The organism is Romboutsia sp. MSSM.1001216sp_RTP31141st1_G3_RTP31141_220114 (genome assembly GCF_039031195.1).
GTDB classification, from domain to species: Bacteria; Bacillota; Clostridia; order Peptostreptococcales; family Peptostreptococcaceae; genus Romboutsia_C; species Romboutsia_C hominis.
The window spans coordinates 120,429-141,585 of record NZ_JBCIUO010000007.1 but is presented as its reverse complement, the minus strand read 5'-3'; the positions used below and the strand labels follow the sequence as shown (position 1 = coordinate 141,585).

Genomic DNA, 21,157 nt, shown 5'->3' with positions numbered 1-21,157 from the left:
AAAAAGTTACATTATGTAGTAGTAAGAAAATAAATTTAGTTGATGCTGAGTTAAATGAATTTTTACTAGGATATAAAAATGTATTTAATAATAAAATAAAAGTAGTACTTTGTGAAAATTGTACAGAGTATGATTATTAATAAAAAATTCGCTTCATCTCATAATAAAAAAAGTGTATGATTAATTTTACTTAATCATACACTTTTTTATTAATAATTTATAGTTTTTACAACTTCTATTCCATTTTGTAGCATACTATTTAAAAATACCATGTTTAGAAGATTTGCAGGATGAACTTCGCTATCATATGTATCTACTAAATCAATAGGAACTATAATATTTTTACTTATATTATTTTGATTAAAGTATGACTTTAACGTTATTGCAAATTGATATACACATATATCTGTACAATCCCCTACAACTATTATATTTTTAGTATTTGAAAAATTTATATCTTTTAATGTGAAAAAGGCATTAGTAGAGTTTTTCGGAATAACTTTGATGTTTTCTATAGACTTAAGTTCATCTATTATATCACTTTCAAAACTATCTACCATACAGTGAGGAGGATAACTTAAAAGTTCTATAGAATCAGTAGTATGACAATCTGTAAAGGCAGTTATATCAGACACTTTATTAGATAAATATTTTGTAAAATTATAAATAGGATTTATCAAAGCATTTATCCTAGGTGAATAAAGGGAACCACCTTTTGCAAATCCATTATTCATGTCAACTATAAATAACTCAGTTTCATTTAGATTTAAATCATTAATATTTTTAGATTTAATGTTATCAATATTGTTTTTAATAGATTTTAATTCATTTAATAGATTTTCCATAATACACCCCTTATATATAAACTAATTATAGTTATTTTACATATATATAATACAGGTGTCAAGACATAAAAGAGCTATCTTCAAAGTTGAAGATAGCTCTTTAGAGGAATTAGTTATCTGCTAAAAGGTCAAATACATTCCTCTTAATATATATTATGCACTTTATATATAAATTGATACTAATTTAGAATAATAGATTAGCTATTAAAGTTATAATTGGTAGTGCTATAGCTGTACGTATTAAGAAGATAATAAATAAATCTTTTAGGTTTAATGGTATATCTGATTTTAATATTACAGCTCCAGTTTCAGTTAAAAATATTAATTGACTTATAGATAAAGCACCTATTATAAATTGAGTTATTTGGCTAACTCCATCCCCAGATACCATAATAGATGGTAAAAACATATCTGTAAATCCGACTAATACAGCAGGAGCTGCTATATGAGCATCAGGTATTTGTAATAAGTTTAATACATAAACTATTGGTAAAGATATTATATTAAATACTGGTGTAAACTCTGCAGCTATAAGTGCTAATGTCCCCCAAGCCATAACTAAAGGAAGTAATCCTAAGTACATGTCTATAACAGTTTTTATTCCTTGTATTATAATAGTATTAAAAGAAGGTGCATTTTCTGCTCTATATAAAGCTTTTTCAAAAGCAAATTCAAAAACATTTTTACCACTAGGAACTAATTCTTCCTTTAAATGAGCCACTCCGTTATAAGTAGAATCACTAAACTTATTTAATGGATATATACGAGGCATTATAAGTGCACAAGCTAGTGATGCAATACAAACTGTTCCATAAAATGGTACAAACATTGACATAAGCCCAAGTTGATCTGCTATAACTGTAGAAAATGGCAGTGACACTAAAGAGAAACAAACAGATATTATAACAGCTTCTTTAGTAGTGTAATAACCTTGTTTATACTGAGTGCTAGTAATCATAACTCCTAAAGTACCATCTCCTAGCCAAGAAGAAACAGCATCTACAGCAGCACGACCAGGAACTTTAAATAATTTATACATAAATTTAGATATTAAAGTTCCAAGTAAATCCATAAGGCCAAAGTCAACCACTAAAGGTAAGAAGAAACCTGATACTAAAAATATTGCAAGAAGACTTGGTAAAAGTCCTATTATTGTTTGACCAGTAACATCAGATATTATAACTTTAGGACCTACATTAAATAAAGTCATAGTTATAAATATAGCACCAAGTATTCTACATAATAGCCAAAATGGAGAGACATTTAAAACACTATTTAAAAACTCATTTTTTATATTTATAAATTTACTCAATATAGATAAAATAGCAGAAGTAATAATAACAACTAAGGCTATGTTTAACATATAATCAGCAAAAACTATTTTTATAAGCTCAGCAATAAATCCTATCCCAATATTTATAGAAGATAATCCTTCTAAAGGAATCATACTACCATAAGGTAGTGGAATAACAAATAATAATAAACCAAATAATGACGGTATTAAAAATTTAAAAAAACTACTTTTCGATGTAGAACCTACTAAATTTCCTTGCATAAATCAAACCTCCTAAATTAAATTTAAATATTAAAAAAGTCCCTTGGTCAAAAGACCAAGAGACGAAAATTCCGCGTTACCACTCTTATTAATAATATATGCGCATATATTACTCACTTAAGTCTCGTAAGGTGAGATATCCCGATTACCATACTTAGTTTCAGATAATCTTCTCCAAAGCTCTCTTCGATTAAACTTCAATGCCAAGCTTCCACCATCCTCGGCTCTCTATAAAATTCATTTAATGTACTCTCTTTTTCATTGAATTTATATTATTTATTTTCTATAATCTTAAAATAAATAATTTTAAATGTCAACAATTTTATTTCGTAAAATTAAAATATTTAGAAAATTTTTATTAACAATTAGTTTTTGCTATTTTCTATTTCTTCGGCTAGATTATTTAAATATTCCCATCTCTCATATTTAAATTCTAGTTCTTTTTCAAGATTAGCTTTTTCATCAAGAACTTCTTGAAGTTTAACAAAGTCAGTTGCATATTTAGTAGAATCACTTTCTAATTGTTCGATTTTTTGTTCTAATTTTTCTATATCAGAATCTATAGTTTCGAACTCTCTTTGTTCGTTATATGAGAACTTAAGTTTTTTGGCTGATTTAGGTTTTTCTTTCTTAGGAGTAGAGTTTTCTTTTATAATTTTTTCATCTTCAAATTCTATACCTTGTACTTCCTTATAAACCTGATAATCACTATAGTTACCAGTATATATATGAATATTTCCCATACCTTCATATGCAAATATTTTATTACATATTCTATCTAAGAAGTATCTATCATGAGATACTGTTATAACAACACCTCTAAATTCATCTAAATAATCTTCTAGTCTATTTAGTGTTTCTATATCTAAATCGTTCGTAGGTTCGTCTAATAATAGTACGTTAGGTGCAGTCATTAGAGTTCTAAGTAGATGAAGTCTACGTCTTTCTCCACCAGATAATTTATTTATTAAACTATACTGAAGTGTTGAGTTAAATAAAAATCTTTCACACATTTGAGAGGCTGATATTTTACTTCCATCAGAAGTTTCTATATAATCACTTCCTTCTTTAACATAATCTATAGCTCTCATATCAGGATGCATGTGAGAGTCATCTTGTGAGAAACATCCAATTTTAACAGTTTCACCAACTTCTATATGACCACTATCGGGGCTTAATTTACCATTTAATATATTAATTAACGTTGATTTACCCATACCATTTTTACCAACAATACCTATTCTATCAGTACGAGCTAGAGTATAGTCTAAGTTGTTTATAAGGCATTTACCATCAAAAGACTTAGATATATTGTGTATTTCTATTATTTTATTACCAAGTCTAGTAGAACCAACAGATATATCCATTTGCTCATCTGGTTTTATAATGTCTTGATTAACTAAGTCGTCAAAACGTTGAAGTCTAGCTTTTTGCTTAGTAGTACGAGCTTTAGCACCACGTCTAACCCATGCAAGTTCCTTTCTCATTAAATTTTGACGCTTTTCTTCCATACTAGCTTCAAGTGCAAGTCTTTCCATCTTTTTTTCTAAGAATAAAGAGTAGTTACCATCATAACTAAATAATCTACCTTTATCTAATTCAATTATTCTATTAGAAACTCTATCTAAGAAATATCTATCGTGAGTTATCATTATTAGTGAGCCACGTCTAGAATTTAGATATTCTTCTAAATAATCGATAGTTTCGTTATCTAAGTGGTTAGTAGGTTCATCAAGTATTAATAAATCACAAGGAGTTATAAGTGCTGAAGCTAGTGATATTCTTTTTCTCTGACCACCAGATAGCTCTTTTACCTTTTGACTAAAATTAGTTATGCCAAGCTTTGTTAAAATCATCTTAGCTTCACTTTCTAAATCCCAAAGACCAAGCGTATCTATTTTTTCTTGTAGAGATATCAGCTTATTGTTTATATCTTCATTGTAAGTTTTATTAAGTTTATCAAGAGTTTCTTGATATTCTAATAAGAGTTTCATTTCGCTAGATGTACCTTTAAATACTTGCTGTAATACAGTGAACTCTTCATTGTAGTCAGGATTTTGAGGTAGATATTCAACTCTAACTCTATTAGCTTTAGTAACAGTACCACTATCTGGAACTTCAACTCCTGCTATTATTTTGAGTAATGTAGATTTACCAGTACCATTGACACCTATAATACCTATTTTTTCTCCTTCGTTAATACCAAAGGATATATTTTCTAGCAATGTTTTTTCTGAATAACTTTTACATATATTTTCTAAAGTCATTAAATTCATAAAATCACCTAAATTCATATTAATTTTGATAATAGATTTTTTATTTAAATAAATCTATATAAGAGATTATATTTATGCATGTTTAATAAACTATTAAATATAGACATTAAAACCAAAAATAATCTATATAAATTACATGATGGGATAAATAGTGTTTAACTAAATTAATTTTACATGTAAAAATAATAGAGTATAATCTATATAAAGAAGTGAAACTTAAAATGCATATAATATAATTTGAGAAAAACATAATTATATTATATTATATCTTATAAGTGTTAAATATACTAAGGTATTTTAAATAGAAAATGGGGGATAATCGATGGATATATATATATCACAATTAGATGAAACACAAAAGATACTTAAAATTATTAAAAAATATAATGTAGGATTAGAAGTTGTTCAATTTGCAAGTCCTTATATACTTGATGATAAAGACATGTATTTAAAAACATATAAAGATGAAATAAAAGATATATATGGAAAAACTAATATATCAATACATGGACCTTATGCAGATTTATCTGTAGGAAGCAGAGATAAAGATATAGTAAAAGTAACTAAAAAAAGATTAAATGAAGGGTATAATATAGCTAAAAAACTAGGTGCTAAAAAAATAGTATATCATAATGGATATACACCAAATACATATACTAAGGAAGAATGGCTTAATAATGCAATAACTTTTTGGAATGATTTTTTAGCAGATAAAGATGACAATATAGACATACATATAGAAAATACTATGGAAAAAGATTATCTTTTTATAAAAGAGTTAGTTGATAATGTAAATCATAAAAATTTTTCAGTATGCTTAGATATAGGTCATGTAAATGTATTTTCTAATATAAGTATTAATGAATGGTTAGAAGGATTGGGAGATAGAATTAAACACTTTCATATACACAACAATTATGGGTCAAAAGATAGCCACAGTAGTATAGAAAGTGGTAATATAAATATAATAGAACTTATAAAATACATAAACAAAAATTTAAAAAATTCAAGTATATCTTTAGAAATAGTTGATACAAATGAACTAATAAATTCTTTAGAAATACTTAAAAAAAATGGATTATTATAGTATTAATAAAACAAAACTGGTCAGGGTGATGAAGATGAAAGCTGAAATAATAACAGTAGGAACAGAAATACTTCTTGGGGATATAATAAATACTAATTCTCAATATTTAGCAAAAGAATTAGCAAGTATAGGAGTAGATGTATACTACCAAAGTAGTGTAGGAGACAATGAAGAAAGACTTTTAAAATCATTTGAGGAAAGTTTAGGTAGAAGTGATATTGTTATAACTACAGGAGGACTTGGTCCAACTAGCGATGATATAACTAAAGAGGTGGCTTGTAAATTTTTTAATCAAACACCAGTACTTCATAAGCCATCACTTCAAAATATAGAAAAATATTTTAAAAAGATGAATATAGAGATAAGTGATAGTAATAAAAAACAAGCTTATTTCCCAGAAAATGCTATGGTACTAGAGAATAAAAATGGTACAGCACCAGGTGCAATACTAAAAAATAATAATAAAATTATAATAATACTTCCAGGACCGCCTAAGGAAATGAAGCCTATGTTTGAGGAGTTTGTTAAGCCATATCTACAAGATAAAACTAAAAGTGTATTAATGTCAAAGAATATAAAAATACTTGGTATGGGAGAGTCTTTGGTAGAAAAAAATTTGATAGATATCATAAAAGAACAAAATAATCCAACAATAGCGCCATATGTAAAAGAAGGAGAAGTTAGTCTTAGAATAACAGCAAAAGCTAAAACTAAAAATGAAGCAAGTAGTTTAATAGAACCTTTTGTAGATAAAATCAAAGAAAGGCTTGGAAATTGCATATATGCAGTAGGAGACATAAATTTAGAAGATGTTATAGCTAATATGTTAATAGATAAAAATATGACCATATCAGTAGCAGAATCTTGTACTGGTGGTATGGTAAGTTCAACTCTTATAAATTACCCAGGAATATCTAAAGTTTTCGTTGAAGGATGTGTTACATACTCAAATGAAGCTAAGAGAGAAAGGTTAGGTGTTAAAAAAGAAACTTTAGATAAATATGGAGCAGTAAGTGAAGAGACAGCAAAAGAGATGGCTTATGGCATAGCAAGTAAATTTAATACTAATATCGGAATATCAACAACAGGTATTGCAGGTCCTGATGGAGGAAGTGAAAAAAAACCGGTAGGACTTGTATATATGGGTATATATATAAATGGTAAAACATATGCTATAGGTCAAATTTTTAATGGTGATAGACAAATGATAAGGTTAAGGGCTACTAAAACTATACTCAATGAATTAAGACTAAAATTATTAGAGCTATCTTAGGAGGACATATGATAAAGTATATATTTTGTGATTTAGATGGAACTTTATATAATGGACATATAGATGATAGAGATATTTATGAGATAAATAAAGTTCAGAAGGAAGATGTAGTATTTAACATAGCAACAGGTAGAATATTTCCACATGCATTAAATATTATAGATAATCAGATTGAAATAAAAGGTTACTATATATGCGAAAATGGATCTTATATTTATAATAAAGATAAAGAATTAGTATTTAAGGGTACTATAGATGATGAGATAGTTAGAAAAGTTATAGCCAGATTTGAGTCAAATGATGCAAAATTATATTTTAAGTATAATCAAACTGTAATACTATGCGAAGAATGTAATGTATTTAGTAAGTATACTAATAATTATATCCTTGATAAAGAATTTATCCATAGAAAAAGTTTTGATAATCTAATAGGAAATATAGGTGTAGTATCAGAAAATATAGAGGAACTAAGCAAAATAGAAATAGACTTAAAAGCAGAGTTTAATGAAGTATTAGATATATATTTTTCATCAGAAAATACATTAAATATTACTCCTAAAAATGTATCTAAGAGAAAGGGTATAGAGTATATATGTAAATCTTTAGGAATAAAAGAAGATGAAATAGCTACTATAGGTGATTCTCCTAATGACATAAATATGCTAAGTGGAGTAAAATATAGTTTTGCAATGAAAAATTCTAGAGATAGCGTAAAAGAACATGCAAACTATATTGTAGATAGTGTAGCTGAAGCTATAAAAACAATAAATTACATAAATTGTAAATAAGAAGGAGGATTAAATAATGAAAAAGGTATTAGTTATGTTAGCAGATGGATTTGAAGAAATAGAGGCAATATCAGTGGTAGATGTATTAAGAAGAGCAAATGTTGTATGTGATATGTGCTCAATAAAAAAAGAATACGTAAGAGGAAATCATGATATAGTTTTAAAATCAGATTGCAGTATAGATGATATAAATGTTAATGAGTATGATGCCATAGTGCTTCCAGGTGGTTTACCAGGTGCTACAAATTTAAAAGACGAAAGAGTTAAAGATTTTGTACAAAAGTTACATAAATCAGGTAAAATAGTAGCAGCAATATGTGCAGCACCAGAAACATTAGAAGAATTTGAAGTATTAAAAAACAGAAAGTGTACATCTTATCCAGGATTTATAAAGGATAAATCTAGTGTATCTTATGTAGAAGAAATAGTAGTAAGAGATGAAAATATAATAACTAGTAGAGGACCAGCAACAGCTATTGAGTTTTCTTTAGAACTACTTAAAGCATTAGGGTATGAAGAAAAAGCGAAAGAAATAAGAGAGGAAATGTTAGTTAATTTTTATAATAAAAATGCTTAACAAAAATATTAAAAAAAGGATATGTAAACTTGCTAAAGCAAGTTTACATATCCTTTTTTTAGTAAATAAATATCTACAATTTTATTTATTATTAAATTTAATACCTTGATAAGAGTCACGTCTTTTTAGTTCTGCATCTATATCATTTAGCACTTCCCATTTTTTTAAACTCCATAAAGGCCCGACAAGTTCATCTCTTTTACCGTCACCTGTTAATCTATGAACTATCATAGTATCAGGAAGTATTTCTAGTTGATCACATACAAGTTTTATATATTCATCTTTATCCATTAGATTAAGCATGCCATTTTGAAGCATTTTTTCCATAGGCGTATCTTTTATTACATGAAGAAGGTGTATTTTTATACCATCAACACCCATATTTGCAACTGCTTTAGCAGTTTCCATCATCATATCATAATCTTCTCCAGGAAGTCCATTTATTATATGAACGACAACTTTTATATTTCTAGCTTTTAACTTTTCAACACCTTTTAAAAATTCTTCATAATCATGACCTCTATTTATAAGTTTAGATGTTTTATCATGAATAGTTTGAAGCCCTAACTCAACCCAAAGGTTAGTCTTTTGATTTAACTCATCTAAATAATCAACAACATCATCAGGAAGACAATCAGGTCTTGTAGATATAGAAAGACCTATGACATCATCAAGCTCTAATATTGTTTCATATTTTTCCTTTAAAACCTCTAAAGGAGCATAAGTATTAGTATATGCTTGGAAGTATCCTATATATTTAGCTGATGGCCATTTTTTATGCATCATTTCTTTTATATCATTAAACTGTTTTATAAGATTATCCTTTGGATTTCCAGCGAAATCTCCAGAACCTTCTTTACTACAATAAGTACATCCACCATAAGAAACCTTACCATCTATATTAGGACAAGTAAAACCTGCATTTATAGAAACTTTGAAAACTTTCTCGCCAAATGTATTTCTAAGATAATAATTCCATGTATGGTATCTTTTATTATCAAAAGCATATTTAAACTTCGTCAAATTTATCACCTTTTCTAATCAATATAATTTATATCTATCTATATTACCATAAAAAAAGTATATGTACAAACTAGAATAACTAGTCTAAAAATAAGAATTACAATACTGTTACATAAAATTTAGAATACAAATAACATCTCTTTAATAATATTTATTAACAAAGTATTAGGGGGGCAAAAATGAGTAGTAATAAAGAAGAAAAATCATATAAAGAGATAATAAAAGAATGCTTAAATACTATAAAAAGCAAAATAAATGGTATAACTAAAAAACAATGTATAATAATCATAGTTTTTTTTGTTATATCATTATGTGTGTGCATAAATATAGTTGTAGCTAAGTATGACAAAAGAGTTTACCCAGGAGTTAGTATATACCAAGAAGACATATCTGGAATGAATTATAATGAACTAAGAGAAAAGTTAGAGGTATTAAAAAAAGAAATAAATGAAAAAGAGGTGAAAATAAAAATAAAAAAAAATACATATGTACTTAGTATGAATGACATTGTATCAAATTATAATACAGATAAATTATATGAAGATATAGTTAATGAAAATAAAAATAAAAATATATTAGAAAAATTTATGACTATAATAAAAAACAAAGAAAAAAATTATAAGTTTAACATAGATATAAATGAAGATAAGATAGTAAGATGTGGATATATTATAGATAAAGAAAATTCTAAAAAGCCACTAGAACCTAAAGTAATTATAGACAATGAAGTTGTAAAATTGAAAGAAGGTAAAACTGGTAAAAGATTAGATTTAAATAGACTTGTAAAAAATATTTTATATAACATTAATAATGAAAATATATACAGAGAGGACATGGTTATAAACTGTAAAGAAATAAATGAACTGCCTACAATAAAAATAAATAGTTTAAAGAATATTAATCATAAGATATCATCATACTCAACTTCATATGCATCAGGTGGAGGAAGAGGAGATAATATAGAAGTTGCAGCAAAAAAAATAGATGATTTATTACTTATGCCAGGAGAAGAATTTTCATATGAAAAAGCTTTGGGACCAATAGATAGAGAAAATGGATATAAAAATGCACCTGTAATAATAAATGGAGATTTAAAAGATGGAATTGGTGGTGGTGTATGTCAAGTTTCATCAACGTTATATAATACTCAATTAAAGTCTGGAATACTACCTACAGAGAGAAGAAACCATTCAAAGCCAGTTAGCTATGTGCCAAGAGGATTAGATGCTACATTAGCTACAGGGAGTATAGATTATAAGTTTAAAAATACTTTAGAATATCCAATAGTTATAAATACTAAAACAAGTAATAACTTATTAACTATAGAATTTTGGTCAAATGAAAAAGCTTTAGATGGAATAGAGTATGAAGCTGTAGGATATTCTAGTGGAAAAGTAGCTAATACGTATTTGTATGGATATAATGAGAAAGGGAAAAAAGTATATGAAAAACATATAGATACTAGTGTATATAGATAAAAAGAGGAGAATGTCTCCTCTTTTTAATTATAAAATTTAATCAACTTTATTTATAATATAATCACATTAAATTTTTATAATATGTCAATATTTTTTAATTTATTACCTACTGATAATATACTAAAACCTATAAGTATCAATATTAATGATAATATAGAAACTATAAATCTAGATAAGAAAAATGGTGAAAATATTAATATAAATCCAAATATGACTTTAATTAAATTAAAAGTACCGAATTTATAGTAAGGGTTATTTTTATTTCTAATTAAGTTTATTATTTGAGAATATATTATATATATTCCAAATATTGAGGAGATAAAAATTTGAATTTTAGTAGGGAATACTATCAATAATATGGCAGAAATCAAAAGTATACATTGTATACCAATAAAAGGTTTAATTTCCTCTTTAGGAGCATATCTTCTAAGTTCATTTATATTCTTTAAATTTAAGTATGCAAAAAATAAAAGTAATAAAGAAAAAGCAAAAGAAAGTAGTTTAATTCCGATTCCTTTATTTATAAAAGATAAAACAGCAAAGCCTATAAGTAATACTCCTATAATCATAAACTTAACCGAGTTTTCTTTTTTATACATGTTACTAAAGTTTATATTAAACATTTGAAACATAGATTGTCACCTCTAACATTATTTTATATAAATTTAAAGTAATTATAACAAAAAATAGATATTTATTAAATAGTGAAAAATAAATTGTAAGTAAGCATTAATAGACAAGCTATATCATAGATTAAATAGAGAACATTTAAAGGAGGGATATAGTGGGGAATTTAGGGGCAGTTTTATTTGCTATATTAGCAGGCGTTTCTACAGCAATAGAAGCATTTGTAAATGGAGAACTTGGAAAAAATACAACTGCATTAATAGCTACATTTATAAGTTTAGTAGTAGGAGCATTATTTTTTTTAATAAGTATATTATTAGCTGGAGATTTTAAGGATTTAGCTAATATAAATAGTATAAATCCTAAACTATTAATAGGTGGTATACTTGGTGGGTTAATTATATATTTTACAGTAAAATCAGTTCCAAGTTTAGGTGTATCTAATACATTAACACTTATAGTGCTATCCCAGATGCTAATAGGTTTTTTTATAGACGCTACTCTTTTAAAAGAAAGTATACATCTTTATAAATACATAGGAGCAATACTTCTTGTTATTGGTACTTTTTTTATATTAAGTTAATCTAAATATAAATTTAAAAATAAAAACTTAATTAAGAATAATAAAGCTATAAGTATATAAAATTATATATTTATAGCTTTATTAATTTTTAGATAAATTTACTCTTTAAAATAATAAGGGATTATATATCTATTGTTCTTTTTCCCAAGCTATAATAACAAAATCTTTTTTAGTTATATTTCTTAATTCTTCCTCTATTTTTTTTATTGCTTTTTCTTCATCCCTAGATACATTTGCTATTTTATAGTTTGTATTGAAAGATTGATTATTCATAAATACCTCCATAAAAATTTATTCAATTATAGTATTTACAAATAAAAAGTATATATTTTAATGACTTATTTACATCTTTGGATAAATTTTATATATGTTATTTACTTAATCCAAATAGGTGATGTTACAGATGTTTTTTCATTGTCTTGAATAATTTTTACATAATAAAAACTATTTTTATTAGACTTCATTGAAAATTCTAATCTAGCTATATTAGAATCGAAATTTTTACTCTTTACTACTTTACCTTTGTTACTTATAACTTGTATCTCTTTTATCTTATCATTTTTGTCATTATCAACAGCACTTATATAGAAGTTTAGTCTTGAACATTTAGTTATTTTACTTCCCATAGGAAGATTATTTATAGTGTAATCTACTTTTAAATTTTTATCTTCAGATGCATATACCCTCATATTTTTTAAAGCGTCGTATAAAGCATCTTTAGTAAGTTCGCTACATAATACTACTGTTCTAAATTCATTTGCTATACCAAAATTAACTCTATGATTATCTTGATTGCATGTAGGCGCGACATGCCATCCTTTATCTAATGCTAACTGATACATATCATAAGACTTAATATTTTTACTATCATCAGAATTATATCCATTTCTTACTTCTAGTAATGAGATAATAGCATCTCCTTTAGGTGAATACTCTAAATTATTGAAATCTCCAAATTTTTCACCAGGATGATTAAATTGACCTATTAAATTTTCTTGGTTATATATATAATTATAAAAATTATCTAAATTCATCATATCACCATGTTTTTCAGTTATAAATCCCTTAGAATTAAATATGTTAATATGTCCTATAGGATTATCTACATTATAAGGATAGGTCATTTCAAATCCATATAGACCTAAAAAATTTTTTTCACATGTAAATTTATCACTAACTTTTACAAGCTCAGACCATTTATTACTTTTAGAAGCATTATTTATATCGCACTTTGAGTTATTATCTAGCATATTAGAATGCTCCGTTATGAAGAAAAAATCTAAATTAGCTTTATCACGAGCTAGATAATAAGCATCACTATAACTACCATGACCATCGCTTGCACTAGTATGAGAATGTAAAAGACCTCTATAATGCTTATAAACAGGTGTTCCAACTGTAAAATACCACTCAATATTAGACTTATTTTTATTTGGAGATAAATCTTTTATTTCAAGATTTACTACTTGGTTTCCTCTTTTAAATTTTTTATCTGGTATATAAGTTATACTAGAATCTGAAATAGTGGCTTTATTAGTTACATCTTCATAATTGACGAGTAATCTAATTGAAGATTTATCTATTTTACTTTCATCAAAGTATTTAATTTTTATAGTAGGTTTTGACACTATATATTCAGAACATTTACCAGGAGATATAGATTTTATAGTAGGAGGAGTATTATCAAAAGAACCAACATGTACAGAATCATTATTTAAATAATTAACATGTAATATATTTCTATTAAAGCCTAAAATAGAAAATGTAAAAGATATAAATAAAATTAAAATTGTTAATAGAAGGTTTAATCTCATAAATAATCAATTCCTTTACCTTATATTGTGTTATTTATCATATGTATTTTTTATATATACATACATGAAAATATAGGTAGTATTAATATAATTTATTAATATCAAATACTATAGGAGGATAGTATGAGAATAGAGGCAATGGAAGTTAATACAAATAAAAAAGATATACTCAAATATATATTAAAAAAGATGCCTTTAATGAGCAGAGTTTTACAATTTAATATATTAATAAAAGATATACATTTAGAATATGTTGAAATTAAAGTTCTTAGCTATGAAATAATAAGTAAAGAAAGAAGTATTGGCATATTTAGAAACAAAATAAGTACATATAAAATAACTATGTTAGTTAATACCTATAATGGATACTCAGAGTCTGTTAATATTATACCAAGTACAATAAGTAAGTATGTAGATAAGAGTTATATAAAAAGATCAAAAATATCGGAAGAGTATATGGTTGAAAATGTTAAATGTGAGATAATGGGATTTTTAAAAAATAAAAAAAGTAAACTTGAAATAGAAAAAGTTAACCTTCAAGATATTAATATAAAAGAAGTTAAGAGTATTTATAAACCTTATTGGGTAGCAAATTTTAGGGGAAAAAATATACTAATAGATGCTTAAAGTAAAGGATACAGAGATATCTGTATCCTTATAAACTATTTATTTTTAACTAGATAATCAAGTGTTTCTAACTTATATCCCTCTTCCTTCCAATGAGTTATAACTTCATCTAATATTTGAGTATTAGTAGTAGAGTTTGGATGAAGTAAAACTATAGCACCAGGATGAGTTCTTGAGTAGATTTTTTCCTTTGCATATTCAGGCGTAGGTTGATTATCATTATACCAATCTACATAAGCAAAGCTCCAAAATATAGAACTATATCCTAAGTCTTGTGTGTATTTTAATGATTGCTCACTAAATTTTCCCATAGGTGGTCTGAAAAACTTAGGCATATCTTTACCAGTGACATCTTTATAAGCATCCTCTACACTTGTTATTTCATCTTTGAATTTTTCAAAATCTGTTATTTTAGCCATTGAAGGATGATTTTTAGAATGATTGCAAACTAAATGACCTTCTTTTTCCATCCTTTTTATAAGCTCTGGGTTATTTCTTATATAACTTTCTACAACGAAAAAGTGGGCTTTTACATTATGTTTTTTCAATGTATTTAGTATACTTTCAGTTGTTCCATTTTCATATCCTGCATCAAATGTTAAGTATATTATTTTTTTATCCTTATCACCGACATAATATGAATTATACTTTTTAAAGAAATTAGCTTCTTTAATAGGTTCTGGTTGTTTTCCATCGTTTCTTGGATTGAAGTACCAGTTATATTCTGTGTTTATAGGATTTAATATTTGAGTTTTAGATTTATTTACTATATTAAAATTTGTAGTAAATATTAATGTAAATATAAGTAAGAAAAATCCTATTAGTAGATAGTTTGTTGTATTTTTTTTATTCATAAAGTCACCTCTAGTAGTGTAGTAAATTTATATATAGTTTTAATAATTAAGTTAAAAATATACTAATAAAAGTAAATGGAAATTATATTTTTACTTTTTGGATAAACTTATCATATAATTATGTATACAAGACAATGAAATAAATATGTTTAAGCACAGACATATTTGATGGAAGGTAAATGAAATGGAGAAATTTATACATCAATTAACTAGTAAGTTATATAGTGTTTTAGATAATATAACTTACTTAAATATAGAAGTTAGCAAAAATTCAAATAAAATTAAGTTAATAGGAGTAAAGTTTTTTAATAATCAAGTATACATTTTTGAGGAAATAATAAATAATGATGATAAAAATTATAAGATAAATAGTTTAAATGATTTTATAGGAGATAGCTATATAGCAATGTTTGATTTATCATCTAATAAAAAGTTTATAGAGAACTATATAAACGAGAAGATATTAGATGTAAAAGAGTTAGTGCATGTAATTAAGCCCTATTATAGTGATTATAATATTAAGGATTTAAATGATATATTAACAAATGATAAGTATATAAGTGATTTAATAAGTATTGTAAATATTGTAAACAATATAATAATAAGTATAAAAAAAGAAGATAAATTAACATTAGAGCCTTTAACATTTAAAATAAATTCTTACTTAAATAAATTTTCACTACCTAATTGGGAGTGGAGTGAGTTAATAGATAGTGTAGATGATATTAAAGAATTAGAAAGTTTAGAAAAAAAAGCAGAAGAAAAATTAAAAGATAATAAAAAAGAAAAACTAGTAATAAGAAAACTAAATGAAAATGAAAGAAATTATGAAGAATTATTAAAAGATGAAAGTATATGGGCTAAAAAAGAAGGATTTATATATGAATACAGGCCAGGGCAGTATGAATTAACCAAAACTATAAGAGAAACTATAAGTAGTGCTACTACTTATAAAATAGCATGTATAGAGGCCCCAACAGGAATAGGTAAAAGTGTAGGATATTTACTTCCAGCTATATTAGAAGCAAGGTTAAACAAAAAGAGAATGATAATATCTACAGACACTAAAGAGCTTCAAATACAATTGATCAATAAAGATATACCTAATGTATTAAACTCATTAGGTCTTATGGGAAAGATAAAGTATGGATACATAAAAGGAAAAAACAACTATATATGTGTAGAAAAATTAGAACAGTATAAGAATGAATATACCTCTAAAAAAACAACTAAAAAAGAAATACTAGGGATACTACTACTAGAACAAATAGTTAAGGAAGGAAAACACGGTGATATAGAGGAGATAAGTCCTTCTATATTAAATGAATTTAATGTAATAGGTGATCATATAAAACATGTTAGTTGTGATCCGAATTTATGTAGACCTAAAAAGTGTAATAAAGAATGTCTATACAAAAATAGGGTAGAAGAATTAAAAGAAGAAGATATAACTGTTATAAATCACTCTTTATTGGCAAAGTGGCCTTATAAAGAAGAGAAACCACTAGAAAATATTATAGTGGATGAGGGTCATAATTTAGCTGAAAAGGGATATGATTTTTTCTCAAGTACTATAGAATACAAAGCACTAAAATATTTTTTAAAAGAAATATATCCATATGAATATATAGGAAATAGTCCTTTCATATATGAAAAATATAAAACATCTAGAAAGATAAAGTATTTTGATAAGTTTTATCATCATGTTCACTTTGGAAGAGATATAAAAGAAAAAATAAGTAGGAATATAAATTTAATTTTAGAGGAACTTAACTCTGTTCTAAGATTTGGTATAGAATCAGATTATAATTATTTAAGTAAGTATAACTTAAGGTGGGAATTTAACCTACAACAAAGTGAAGTGCTAGGAAAGGTAAAAAAAGAAGATGAATATATAGAATTAACATATTTAAGTTATAGTAATAAGATTAGAGATAGTTTTGATAAAATACTAAGAAATTTAATAGCTATATTAGTTATAATTGATAGAAATATAGATGATGATAGTATAGATAAGGAATCTGATATATATAAATTTGGTAAAGCAAGAATAAAAGAACTAGAAGATATAAGGACTACATTTGAACTATTTATGGAATTTGCTGAAGAAGACGATTTTGCAAGAATTATTGAAATAGATAAAAATTATACTAACTTCGAGGCTAAAGTTGTTCCTTTAAAACTAGCCAAATTGTTTGAAGAAAATATATTAAGTCAAGTGGAAAGTGGTATATTTATATCTGCTACTTTGAGCGTAGAAAACAATATGAATTATTTTAAAAATACTCTCGGTATAAATAGGGTTGAAAATATCGAAAAAGTGATAGAGCCTTTATATAATTATAAAAACAAAGTATTAACATTAGGGTTAAGCGATTTATCAAATTATAATAATAAAAACTTTACAACAGACATATCAAATACTATATACAAAATATGTGAGGTAACACATGGACACTTATTATCATTATTTAATAGTACAGATAGATTAGATAAAACATACGAAGATCTAATTCATATATTAAATGGAAAAAACATAGATATATACAAAAACAAAAAAGGAATTAGAAATTTAAAGAATATGAATCAAAATTGTGTGGTATTAGGATCGAAAGGATGCTTTGAAGGTGTAGATGTTCCAGGGGATGGACTTGTGTGTGTAACCTTAGATAAAATTCCTAATCTAAATCCGAAAGATCCTTTATACTCAACTATTATGAAAAAATATGGCTTGACCTATCAATCTATAAACTACCCTCAGATGGCTATTAAGGTAAAACAAGCTATGGGAAGGATCTTAAGAAGCAAATATGATTACGGATGTTTTATAATCTTTGACATAGGAACTAATGGGCATACTTTAAAAAAATTAGAGAGAGATCTTCATGGTTGTAAAATAAATATAGTTAGCAAAAATAATATACAAAACTATACTAATAATCATCTAAATATATGTAGAAAGCAGGTTATGAGAGAGGTATTAGTAGATGTTAGGAACTTACTAACAATTACAGATATAGATGACATAAAAGATATAGAACAGTTTGTAGTTGAGCAAATGAATCAAAGGTATATAAAGTGCAGAGTTACTTCAAATAATAATGATAAATTAAATATAAAGTACTTTAATCATAGATATACTATACCAAAAGAAAAAATCAAATTAAAATCTAAGGTATGAGATTATAAAAAGACTTTACCTATATTTTAATTATTGAATAAGATTAGATATTTAAGAAAAAATAAATCTTATAAAAGTAGTTAAAAGAAAGGATGTAAATATGAGTTATATATTACTTATAATAGGTTTTTTAATTCTTATAAAAGGAGCAGATGTATTTGTAGTTGGCTCATCATCTATAGCAAAAACATTAAAGGCCCCAACACTTATAATTGGGCTTACAATAGTTGCTTTTGGTACTAGTGCACCAGAAGCTGCAGTAAGTATAACAGCAGCATTAAAAGGAAGTAATGATATGGCTATAGCCAATGTAGTAGGGTCTAATATATTTAACTTTTTATGTGTTTTGGGAGTCGTAGCAATAATAAATCCTATAAAGGTACAAAAGAGCACTATAATTAAAGAATTCCCATTTGCAGTACTTGCAACTATAGTACTATCTATATTATCTCACGATATAAAGTTTCAAGGGTATACTCAAAATGATTTAACAAGAGCAGATGGGCTGATGCTACTAACTTTATTTGGTATATTTATGTATTATTTAGTAGAGATGGCCATAACATCTAAAGAGGAAATGGAAATAGATCAAGCTGATGAGAGCATACCTATGAGTAAAAGTATACTAATGAGTATCCTTGGTATAATTGGAATAATAGTAGGTGGTCAGTTTGTTGTAGATAGTGCAAGCAATATTGCTTTAGCTTGGGGTATGAGTGAAAATCTAGTAGGCTTAACTATAGTATCTATAGGAACATCTCTTCCAGAGTTCGTAACAAGTATAGTTGCGGCTAGAAAAGGTGAAAGTGATATAGCTATAGGTAATGTAGTTGGTTCGAATCTGTTTAATATATTATTTGTTTTAGGTATATCCTCATTTATAAGCAATATACAAGTTCATAGCATAGTGTTTGTTGATATGATGATTATGATAATAATAACAATATTAACATATATATTTGCAGGAACTAAGCAACGTATAAATAAAAAAGAAGGTATATTATTAGTTATAATGTATATATTATATATGACATTTATAATAATAAGAAAATAAAAAAGAGTCTTTAAAGACTCTTTTTTATTTTAAGCTATTCCGTTTTCAAATTCTTCTATTAAATCTTCATCAGAAAGTTTTTCTATTGTTAATCCTGTTAATCCATAGAATAATGATATTAAAGGACAAATTAAGTTAAAGAATGCATATGGTAAAAATACGAAAGATCCAATTCCAAGTGTTGCTGACATATATGCTCCACAAGTATTCCAAGGAATAAGTGGAGACGTTATAGTGGCACTATCTTCTAAAGCACGAGAAAGATTCTTAGGAGATAAACCTTGTCTTATAAATGCATCCTTATACATACTTCCTGGTATAACTATGGCTAAATATTGGTCTGCAACTGCTAAGTTAGTACCGATACAAGTAAATATTGTAGCAGCTATAAGTCCAAAAGTACCCTTTGCAAATTTTAGTATAGACTGTGCTATAACTTGTAACATACCAGTTTTTTCTAATACCCCACCTACAGTTAAAGCACAAAGTATTAATGATACTGTCCCTAACATACTGTCAAGTCCACCTCTAGTAAGAAGATCATCAACAAACTTCATTCCAGTAGATGAAACATAACCAGACTTAGCAACTACAAGTATATCAGCTATAGATGCACCTTGAAATACTACTGCACAAACGCCACCTAATATAACACCACCTATAAGTGCTGGTATTGTAGGGACTTTAAATATAACCATTGCTATAACAGCACAAGGAACTAAAAGTAAAAATGGAGATAATGTATTGTAATTACTTAATAAAGCATTTTGAATTTGATTTATTTGAGATATATCCATTTCAGAACCTGCATATTTCATTCCTATTATACCGTATAATACAAGTGATATTAAAAGAGCAGGACCAGCTGTATATACCATATGTTTTATATGATCAAATAAAGTAGAACCAGCCATAGCAGGAGCTAAGTTTGTTGTATCAGATAAAGGAGACATCTTATCCCCAAAATAAGCACCAGATATTATAGCACCTGCAACTATTTTACCAGGTATACCTAAGGCACTACCAATACCTAAAAGAGCTATACCTACAGTACCAGCTGTTGTCCAAGATGAACCAGTAGAAATAGATACTATAGCGCAGATTAAAGTAGTTGCCACTAAGAATATTCCAGGTGATAATATTTTAAGACCCCAATATATCATAGCAGGAACTATACCACCAGCTATCCAAGTACCTATTATCATACCAACTACTAAAAGTATAAGTATTGATTGCATTGTCGTATTTATAGTAGATAGTATACCTTCTTCTAATTCCTTCCAATTAAAACCTAATCTAAAAACTGCAACACCACTTGCAAATGTAGCTCCTATTATAAGTGGTATATGAGCAGATATTTCATACTTTCTTAAAAATACTAAACATGTCACTAAAACTGCAACTAAAACAGAGACACATAGTAATGCATCAAATAAAGTTGCTTGTTTTTTAACCTTTTTTGTCATAAAAGTCCTCCTAAAATTTATACCGAATATAACGTTAAGGAGAAAAGAG

At 26.3% G+C, this 21,157-nt stretch carries 19 protein-coding genes and 1 other annotated feature; of the genes, 10 read left to right on the top strand and 9 right to left on the bottom strand.

Annotated features, from left to right (window positions below; genetic code table 11):
- The coding region (locus tag ABCP60_RS11490; RefSeq protein ID WP_343101790.1) for a DUF3867 family protein at positions 1–140 on the top strand (140 nt) is incomplete at its 5' end.
- A 69-nt stretch (positions 141–209) separates the two neighbouring features.
- Here the strand turns inward: ABCP60_RS11490 and ABCP60_RS11485 are convergent.
- The 3 genes from ABCP60_RS11485 to ABCP60_RS11475 all read right to left on the bottom strand — a co-directional run bounded on the left by ABCP60_RS11485 (position 210) and on the right by ABCP60_RS11475 (position 4,676).
- Positions 210–845, bottom strand: coding sequence for an isochorismatase family cysteine hydrolase (locus ABCP60_RS11485; protein WP_092924870.1), 636 nt, complete (start codon positions 843–845; stop codon positions 210–212).
- A gap of 184 nt (positions 846–1,029) precedes the next feature.
- On the bottom strand, positions 1,030–2,400 hold the full coding sequence (locus ABCP60_RS11480) for a YjiH family protein (RefSeq protein WP_240275671.1): 1,371 nt from the start codon (positions 2,398–2,400) through the stop codon (positions 1,030–1,032).
- 55 nt (positions 2,401–2,455) lie between these two features.
- Positions 2,456–2,671, bottom strand: a binding site (T-box leader).
- Positions 2,672–2,765: 94 nt separating this feature from the next.
- Positions 2,766–4,676: an ABC-F family ATP-binding cassette domain-containing protein gene (locus ABCP60_RS11475; RefSeq protein WP_092924872.1), complete on the bottom strand. Its 1,911-nt coding sequence runs from the start codon at positions 4,674–4,676 to the stop codon at positions 2,766–2,768.
- A 322-nt stretch (positions 4,677–4,998) separates the two neighbouring features.
- Between ABCP60_RS11475 and ABCP60_RS11470 the strand changes: the two genes are divergently transcribed.
- From ABCP60_RS11470 to ABCP60_RS11455, 4 genes are read left to right on the top strand one after another with little or no spacing between them, the layout of a single operon-like run.
- Positions 4,999–5,763 (top strand): sugar phosphate isomerase/epimerase family protein, encoded by a 765-nt coding sequence (locus tag ABCP60_RS11470; RefSeq protein WP_092924874.1) that lies wholly within the window; start codon positions 4,999–5,001, stop codon positions 5,761–5,763.
- A gap of 34 nt (positions 5,764–5,797) precedes the next feature.
- A complete protein-coding gene (locus ABCP60_RS11465; RefSeq protein ID WP_166505747.1) occupies positions 5,798–7,036 on the top strand; it encodes a competence/damage-inducible protein A in 1,239 nt (412 codons plus the stop codon).
- Positions 7,037–7,044: 8 nt separating this feature from the next.
- The gene (locus ABCP60_RS11460; protein WP_166505746.1) at positions 7,045–7,824 is read left to right on the top strand and encodes an HAD family hydrolase; all 780 of its coding nucleotides are present in this window, start codon (positions 7,045–7,047) and stop codon (positions 7,822–7,824) included.
- A 16-nt stretch (positions 7,825–7,840) separates the two neighbouring features.
- Positions 7,841–8,401: a DJ-1 family glyoxalase III gene (locus ABCP60_RS11455; protein ID WP_166505745.1), complete on the top strand. Its 561-nt coding sequence runs from the start codon at positions 7,841–7,843 to the stop codon at positions 8,399–8,401.
- A gap of 81 nt (positions 8,402–8,482) precedes the next feature.
- Here ABCP60_RS11455 and ABCP60_RS11450 read toward each other — a convergent pair whose 3' ends face one another.
- On the bottom strand, positions 8,483–9,424 hold the full coding sequence (locus ABCP60_RS11450) for a TIGR01212 family radical SAM protein (protein WP_092924880.1): 942 nt from the start codon (positions 9,422–9,424) through the stop codon (positions 8,483–8,485).
- A 179-nt stretch (positions 9,425–9,603) separates the two neighbouring features.
- On the opposite strand from ABCP60_RS11450, the gene ABCP60_RS11445 reads away from it, so the two are divergent.
- Positions 9,604–10,902: a VanW family protein gene (locus ABCP60_RS11445; protein ID WP_092924882.1), complete on the top strand. Its 1,299-nt coding sequence runs from the start codon at positions 9,604–9,606 to the stop codon at positions 10,900–10,902.
- 74 nt (positions 10,903–10,976) lie between these two features.
- On the opposite strand, the gene ABCP60_RS11440 is transcribed toward ABCP60_RS11445, so the two are convergent.
- The gene (locus ABCP60_RS11440; protein ID WP_343101789.1) at positions 10,977–11,534 is read right to left on the bottom strand and encodes a DUF308 domain-containing protein; all 558 of its coding nucleotides are present in this window, start codon (positions 11,532–11,534) and stop codon (positions 10,977–10,979) included.
- Positions 11,535–11,686: 152 nt separating this feature from the next.
- Between ABCP60_RS11440 and ABCP60_RS11435 the strand changes: the two genes are divergently transcribed.
- Complete coding sequence (locus ABCP60_RS11435) at positions 11,687–12,112, top strand: DMT family transporter (protein ID WP_343101788.1); 426 nt, start codon at positions 11,687–11,689, stop codon at positions 12,110–12,112.
- A 129-nt stretch (positions 12,113–12,241) separates the two neighbouring features.
- Here the strand turns inward: ABCP60_RS11435 and ABCP60_RS11430 are convergent, their stop codons facing one another.
- Together ABCP60_RS11430 and ABCP60_RS11425 are read right to left on the bottom strand one after the other, a co-directional pair.
- On the bottom strand, positions 12,242–12,385 hold the full coding sequence (locus ABCP60_RS11430; protein ID WP_166505742.1) for a hypothetical protein: 144 nt from the start codon (positions 12,383–12,385) through the stop codon (positions 12,242–12,244).
- 101 nt (positions 12,386–12,486) lie between these two features.
- A complete protein-coding gene (locus ABCP60_RS11425) occupies positions 12,487–13,926 on the bottom strand; it encodes a CehA/McbA family metallohydrolase (protein ID WP_343101787.1) in 1,440 nt (479 codons plus the stop codon).
- A 123-nt stretch (positions 13,927–14,049) separates the two neighbouring features.
- On the opposite strand from ABCP60_RS11425, the gene ABCP60_RS11420 reads away from it, so the two are divergent.
- On the top strand, positions 14,050–14,553 hold the full coding sequence (locus ABCP60_RS11420) for a hypothetical protein (protein WP_092924890.1): 504 nt from the start codon (positions 14,050–14,052) through the stop codon (positions 14,551–14,553).
- A gap of 35 nt (positions 14,554–14,588) precedes the next feature.
- On the opposite strand, the gene pdaA is transcribed toward ABCP60_RS11420, so the two are convergent.
- On the bottom strand, positions 14,589–15,407 hold the full coding sequence (gene pdaA / locus ABCP60_RS11415; protein WP_092924892.1) for a delta-lactam-biosynthetic de-N-acetylase: 819 nt from the start codon (positions 15,405–15,407) through the stop codon (positions 14,589–14,591).
- A 184-nt stretch (positions 15,408–15,591) separates the two neighbouring features.
- Between pdaA and ABCP60_RS11410 the strand changes: the two genes are divergently transcribed.
- Positions 15,592–18,588, top strand: a complete 2,997-nt coding sequence (locus ABCP60_RS11410) for an ATP-dependent DNA helicase (RefSeq protein ID WP_092924894.1) — start codon at positions 15,592–15,594, stop codon at positions 18,586–18,588.
- 100 nt (positions 18,589–18,688) lie between these two features.
- Positions 18,689–19,642, top strand: a complete 954-nt coding sequence (locus tag ABCP60_RS11405) for a calcium/sodium antiporter (protein WP_343101786.1) — start codon at positions 18,689–18,691, stop codon at positions 19,640–19,642.
- A gap of 29 nt (positions 19,643–19,671) precedes the next feature.
- Here the strand turns inward: ABCP60_RS11405 and nhaC are convergent, their stop codons facing one another.
- The gene (gene nhaC, locus ABCP60_RS11400) at positions 19,672–21,108 is read right to left on the bottom strand and encodes a Na+/H+ antiporter NhaC (protein ID WP_092924898.1); all 1,437 of its coding nucleotides are present in this window, start codon (positions 21,106–21,108) and stop codon (positions 19,672–19,674) included.
- Between the last annotated feature and the right edge of the window lie 49 nt (positions 21,109–21,157).

Bases quoted from the DNA above. Each gene is read 5' to 3' on its own strand.
- ABCP60_RS11480 (WP_240275671.1), bottom strand. From the start codon at position 2,400: ATGCAAGGAAATTTAGTAGGTTCTACATCGAAAAGTAGTTTTTTTAAA.
- ABCP60_RS11420 (WP_092924890.1), top strand. From the start codon at position 14,050: ATGAGAATAGAGGCAATGGAAGTTAATACAAATAAAAAAGATATACTC.
- ABCP60_RS11425 (WP_343101787.1), bottom strand. From the start codon at position 13,926: ATGAGATTAAACCTTCTATTAACAATTTTAATTTTATTTATATCTTTT.
- ABCP60_RS11440 (WP_343101789.1), bottom strand. From the start codon at position 11,534: ATGTTTCAAATGTTTAATATAAACTTTAGTAACATGTATAAAAAAGAA.
- ABCP60_RS11475 (WP_092924872.1), bottom strand. From the start codon at position 4,676: ATGAATTTAATGACTTTAGAAAATATATGTAAAAGTTATTCAGAAAAA.
- ABCP60_RS11410 (WP_092924894.1), top strand. From the start codon at position 15,592: ATGGAGAAATTTATACATCAATTAACTAGTAAGTTATATAGTGTTTTA.
- ABCP60_RS11455 (WP_166505745.1), top strand. From the start codon at position 7,841: ATGAAAAAGGTATTAGTTATGTTAGCAGATGGATTTGAAGAAATAGAG.
- ABCP60_RS11460 (WP_166505746.1), top strand. From the start codon at position 7,045: ATGATAAAGTATATATTTTGTGATTTAGATGGAACTTTATATAATGGA.
- ABCP60_RS11485 (WP_092924870.1), bottom strand. From the start codon at position 845: ATGGAAAATCTATTAAATGAATTAAAATCTATTAAAAACAATATTGAT.
- ABCP60_RS11470 (WP_092924874.1), top strand. From the start codon at position 4,999: ATGGATATATATATATCACAATTAGATGAAACACAAAAGATACTTAAA.
- ABCP60_RS11445 (WP_092924882.1), top strand. From the start codon at position 9,604: ATGAGTAGTAATAAAGAAGAAAAATCATATAAAGAGATAATAAAAGAA.
- ABCP60_RS11430 (WP_166505742.1), bottom strand. From the start codon at position 12,385: ATGAATAATCAATCTTTCAATACAAACTATAAAATAGCAAATGTATCT.
- ABCP60_RS11405 (WP_343101786.1), top strand. From the start codon at position 18,689: ATGAGTTATATATTACTTATAATAGGTTTTTTAATTCTTATAAAAGGA.
- pdaA (WP_092924892.1), bottom strand. From the start codon at position 15,407: ATGAATAAAAAAAATACAACAAACTATCTACTAATAGGATTTTTCTTA.
- nhaC (WP_092924898.1), bottom strand. From the start codon at position 21,108: ATGACAAAAAAGGTTAAAAAACAAGCAACTTTATTTGATGCATTACTA.
- ABCP60_RS11465 (WP_166505747.1), top strand. From the start codon at position 5,798: ATGAAAGCTGAAATAATAACAGTAGGAACAGAAATACTTCTTGGGGAT.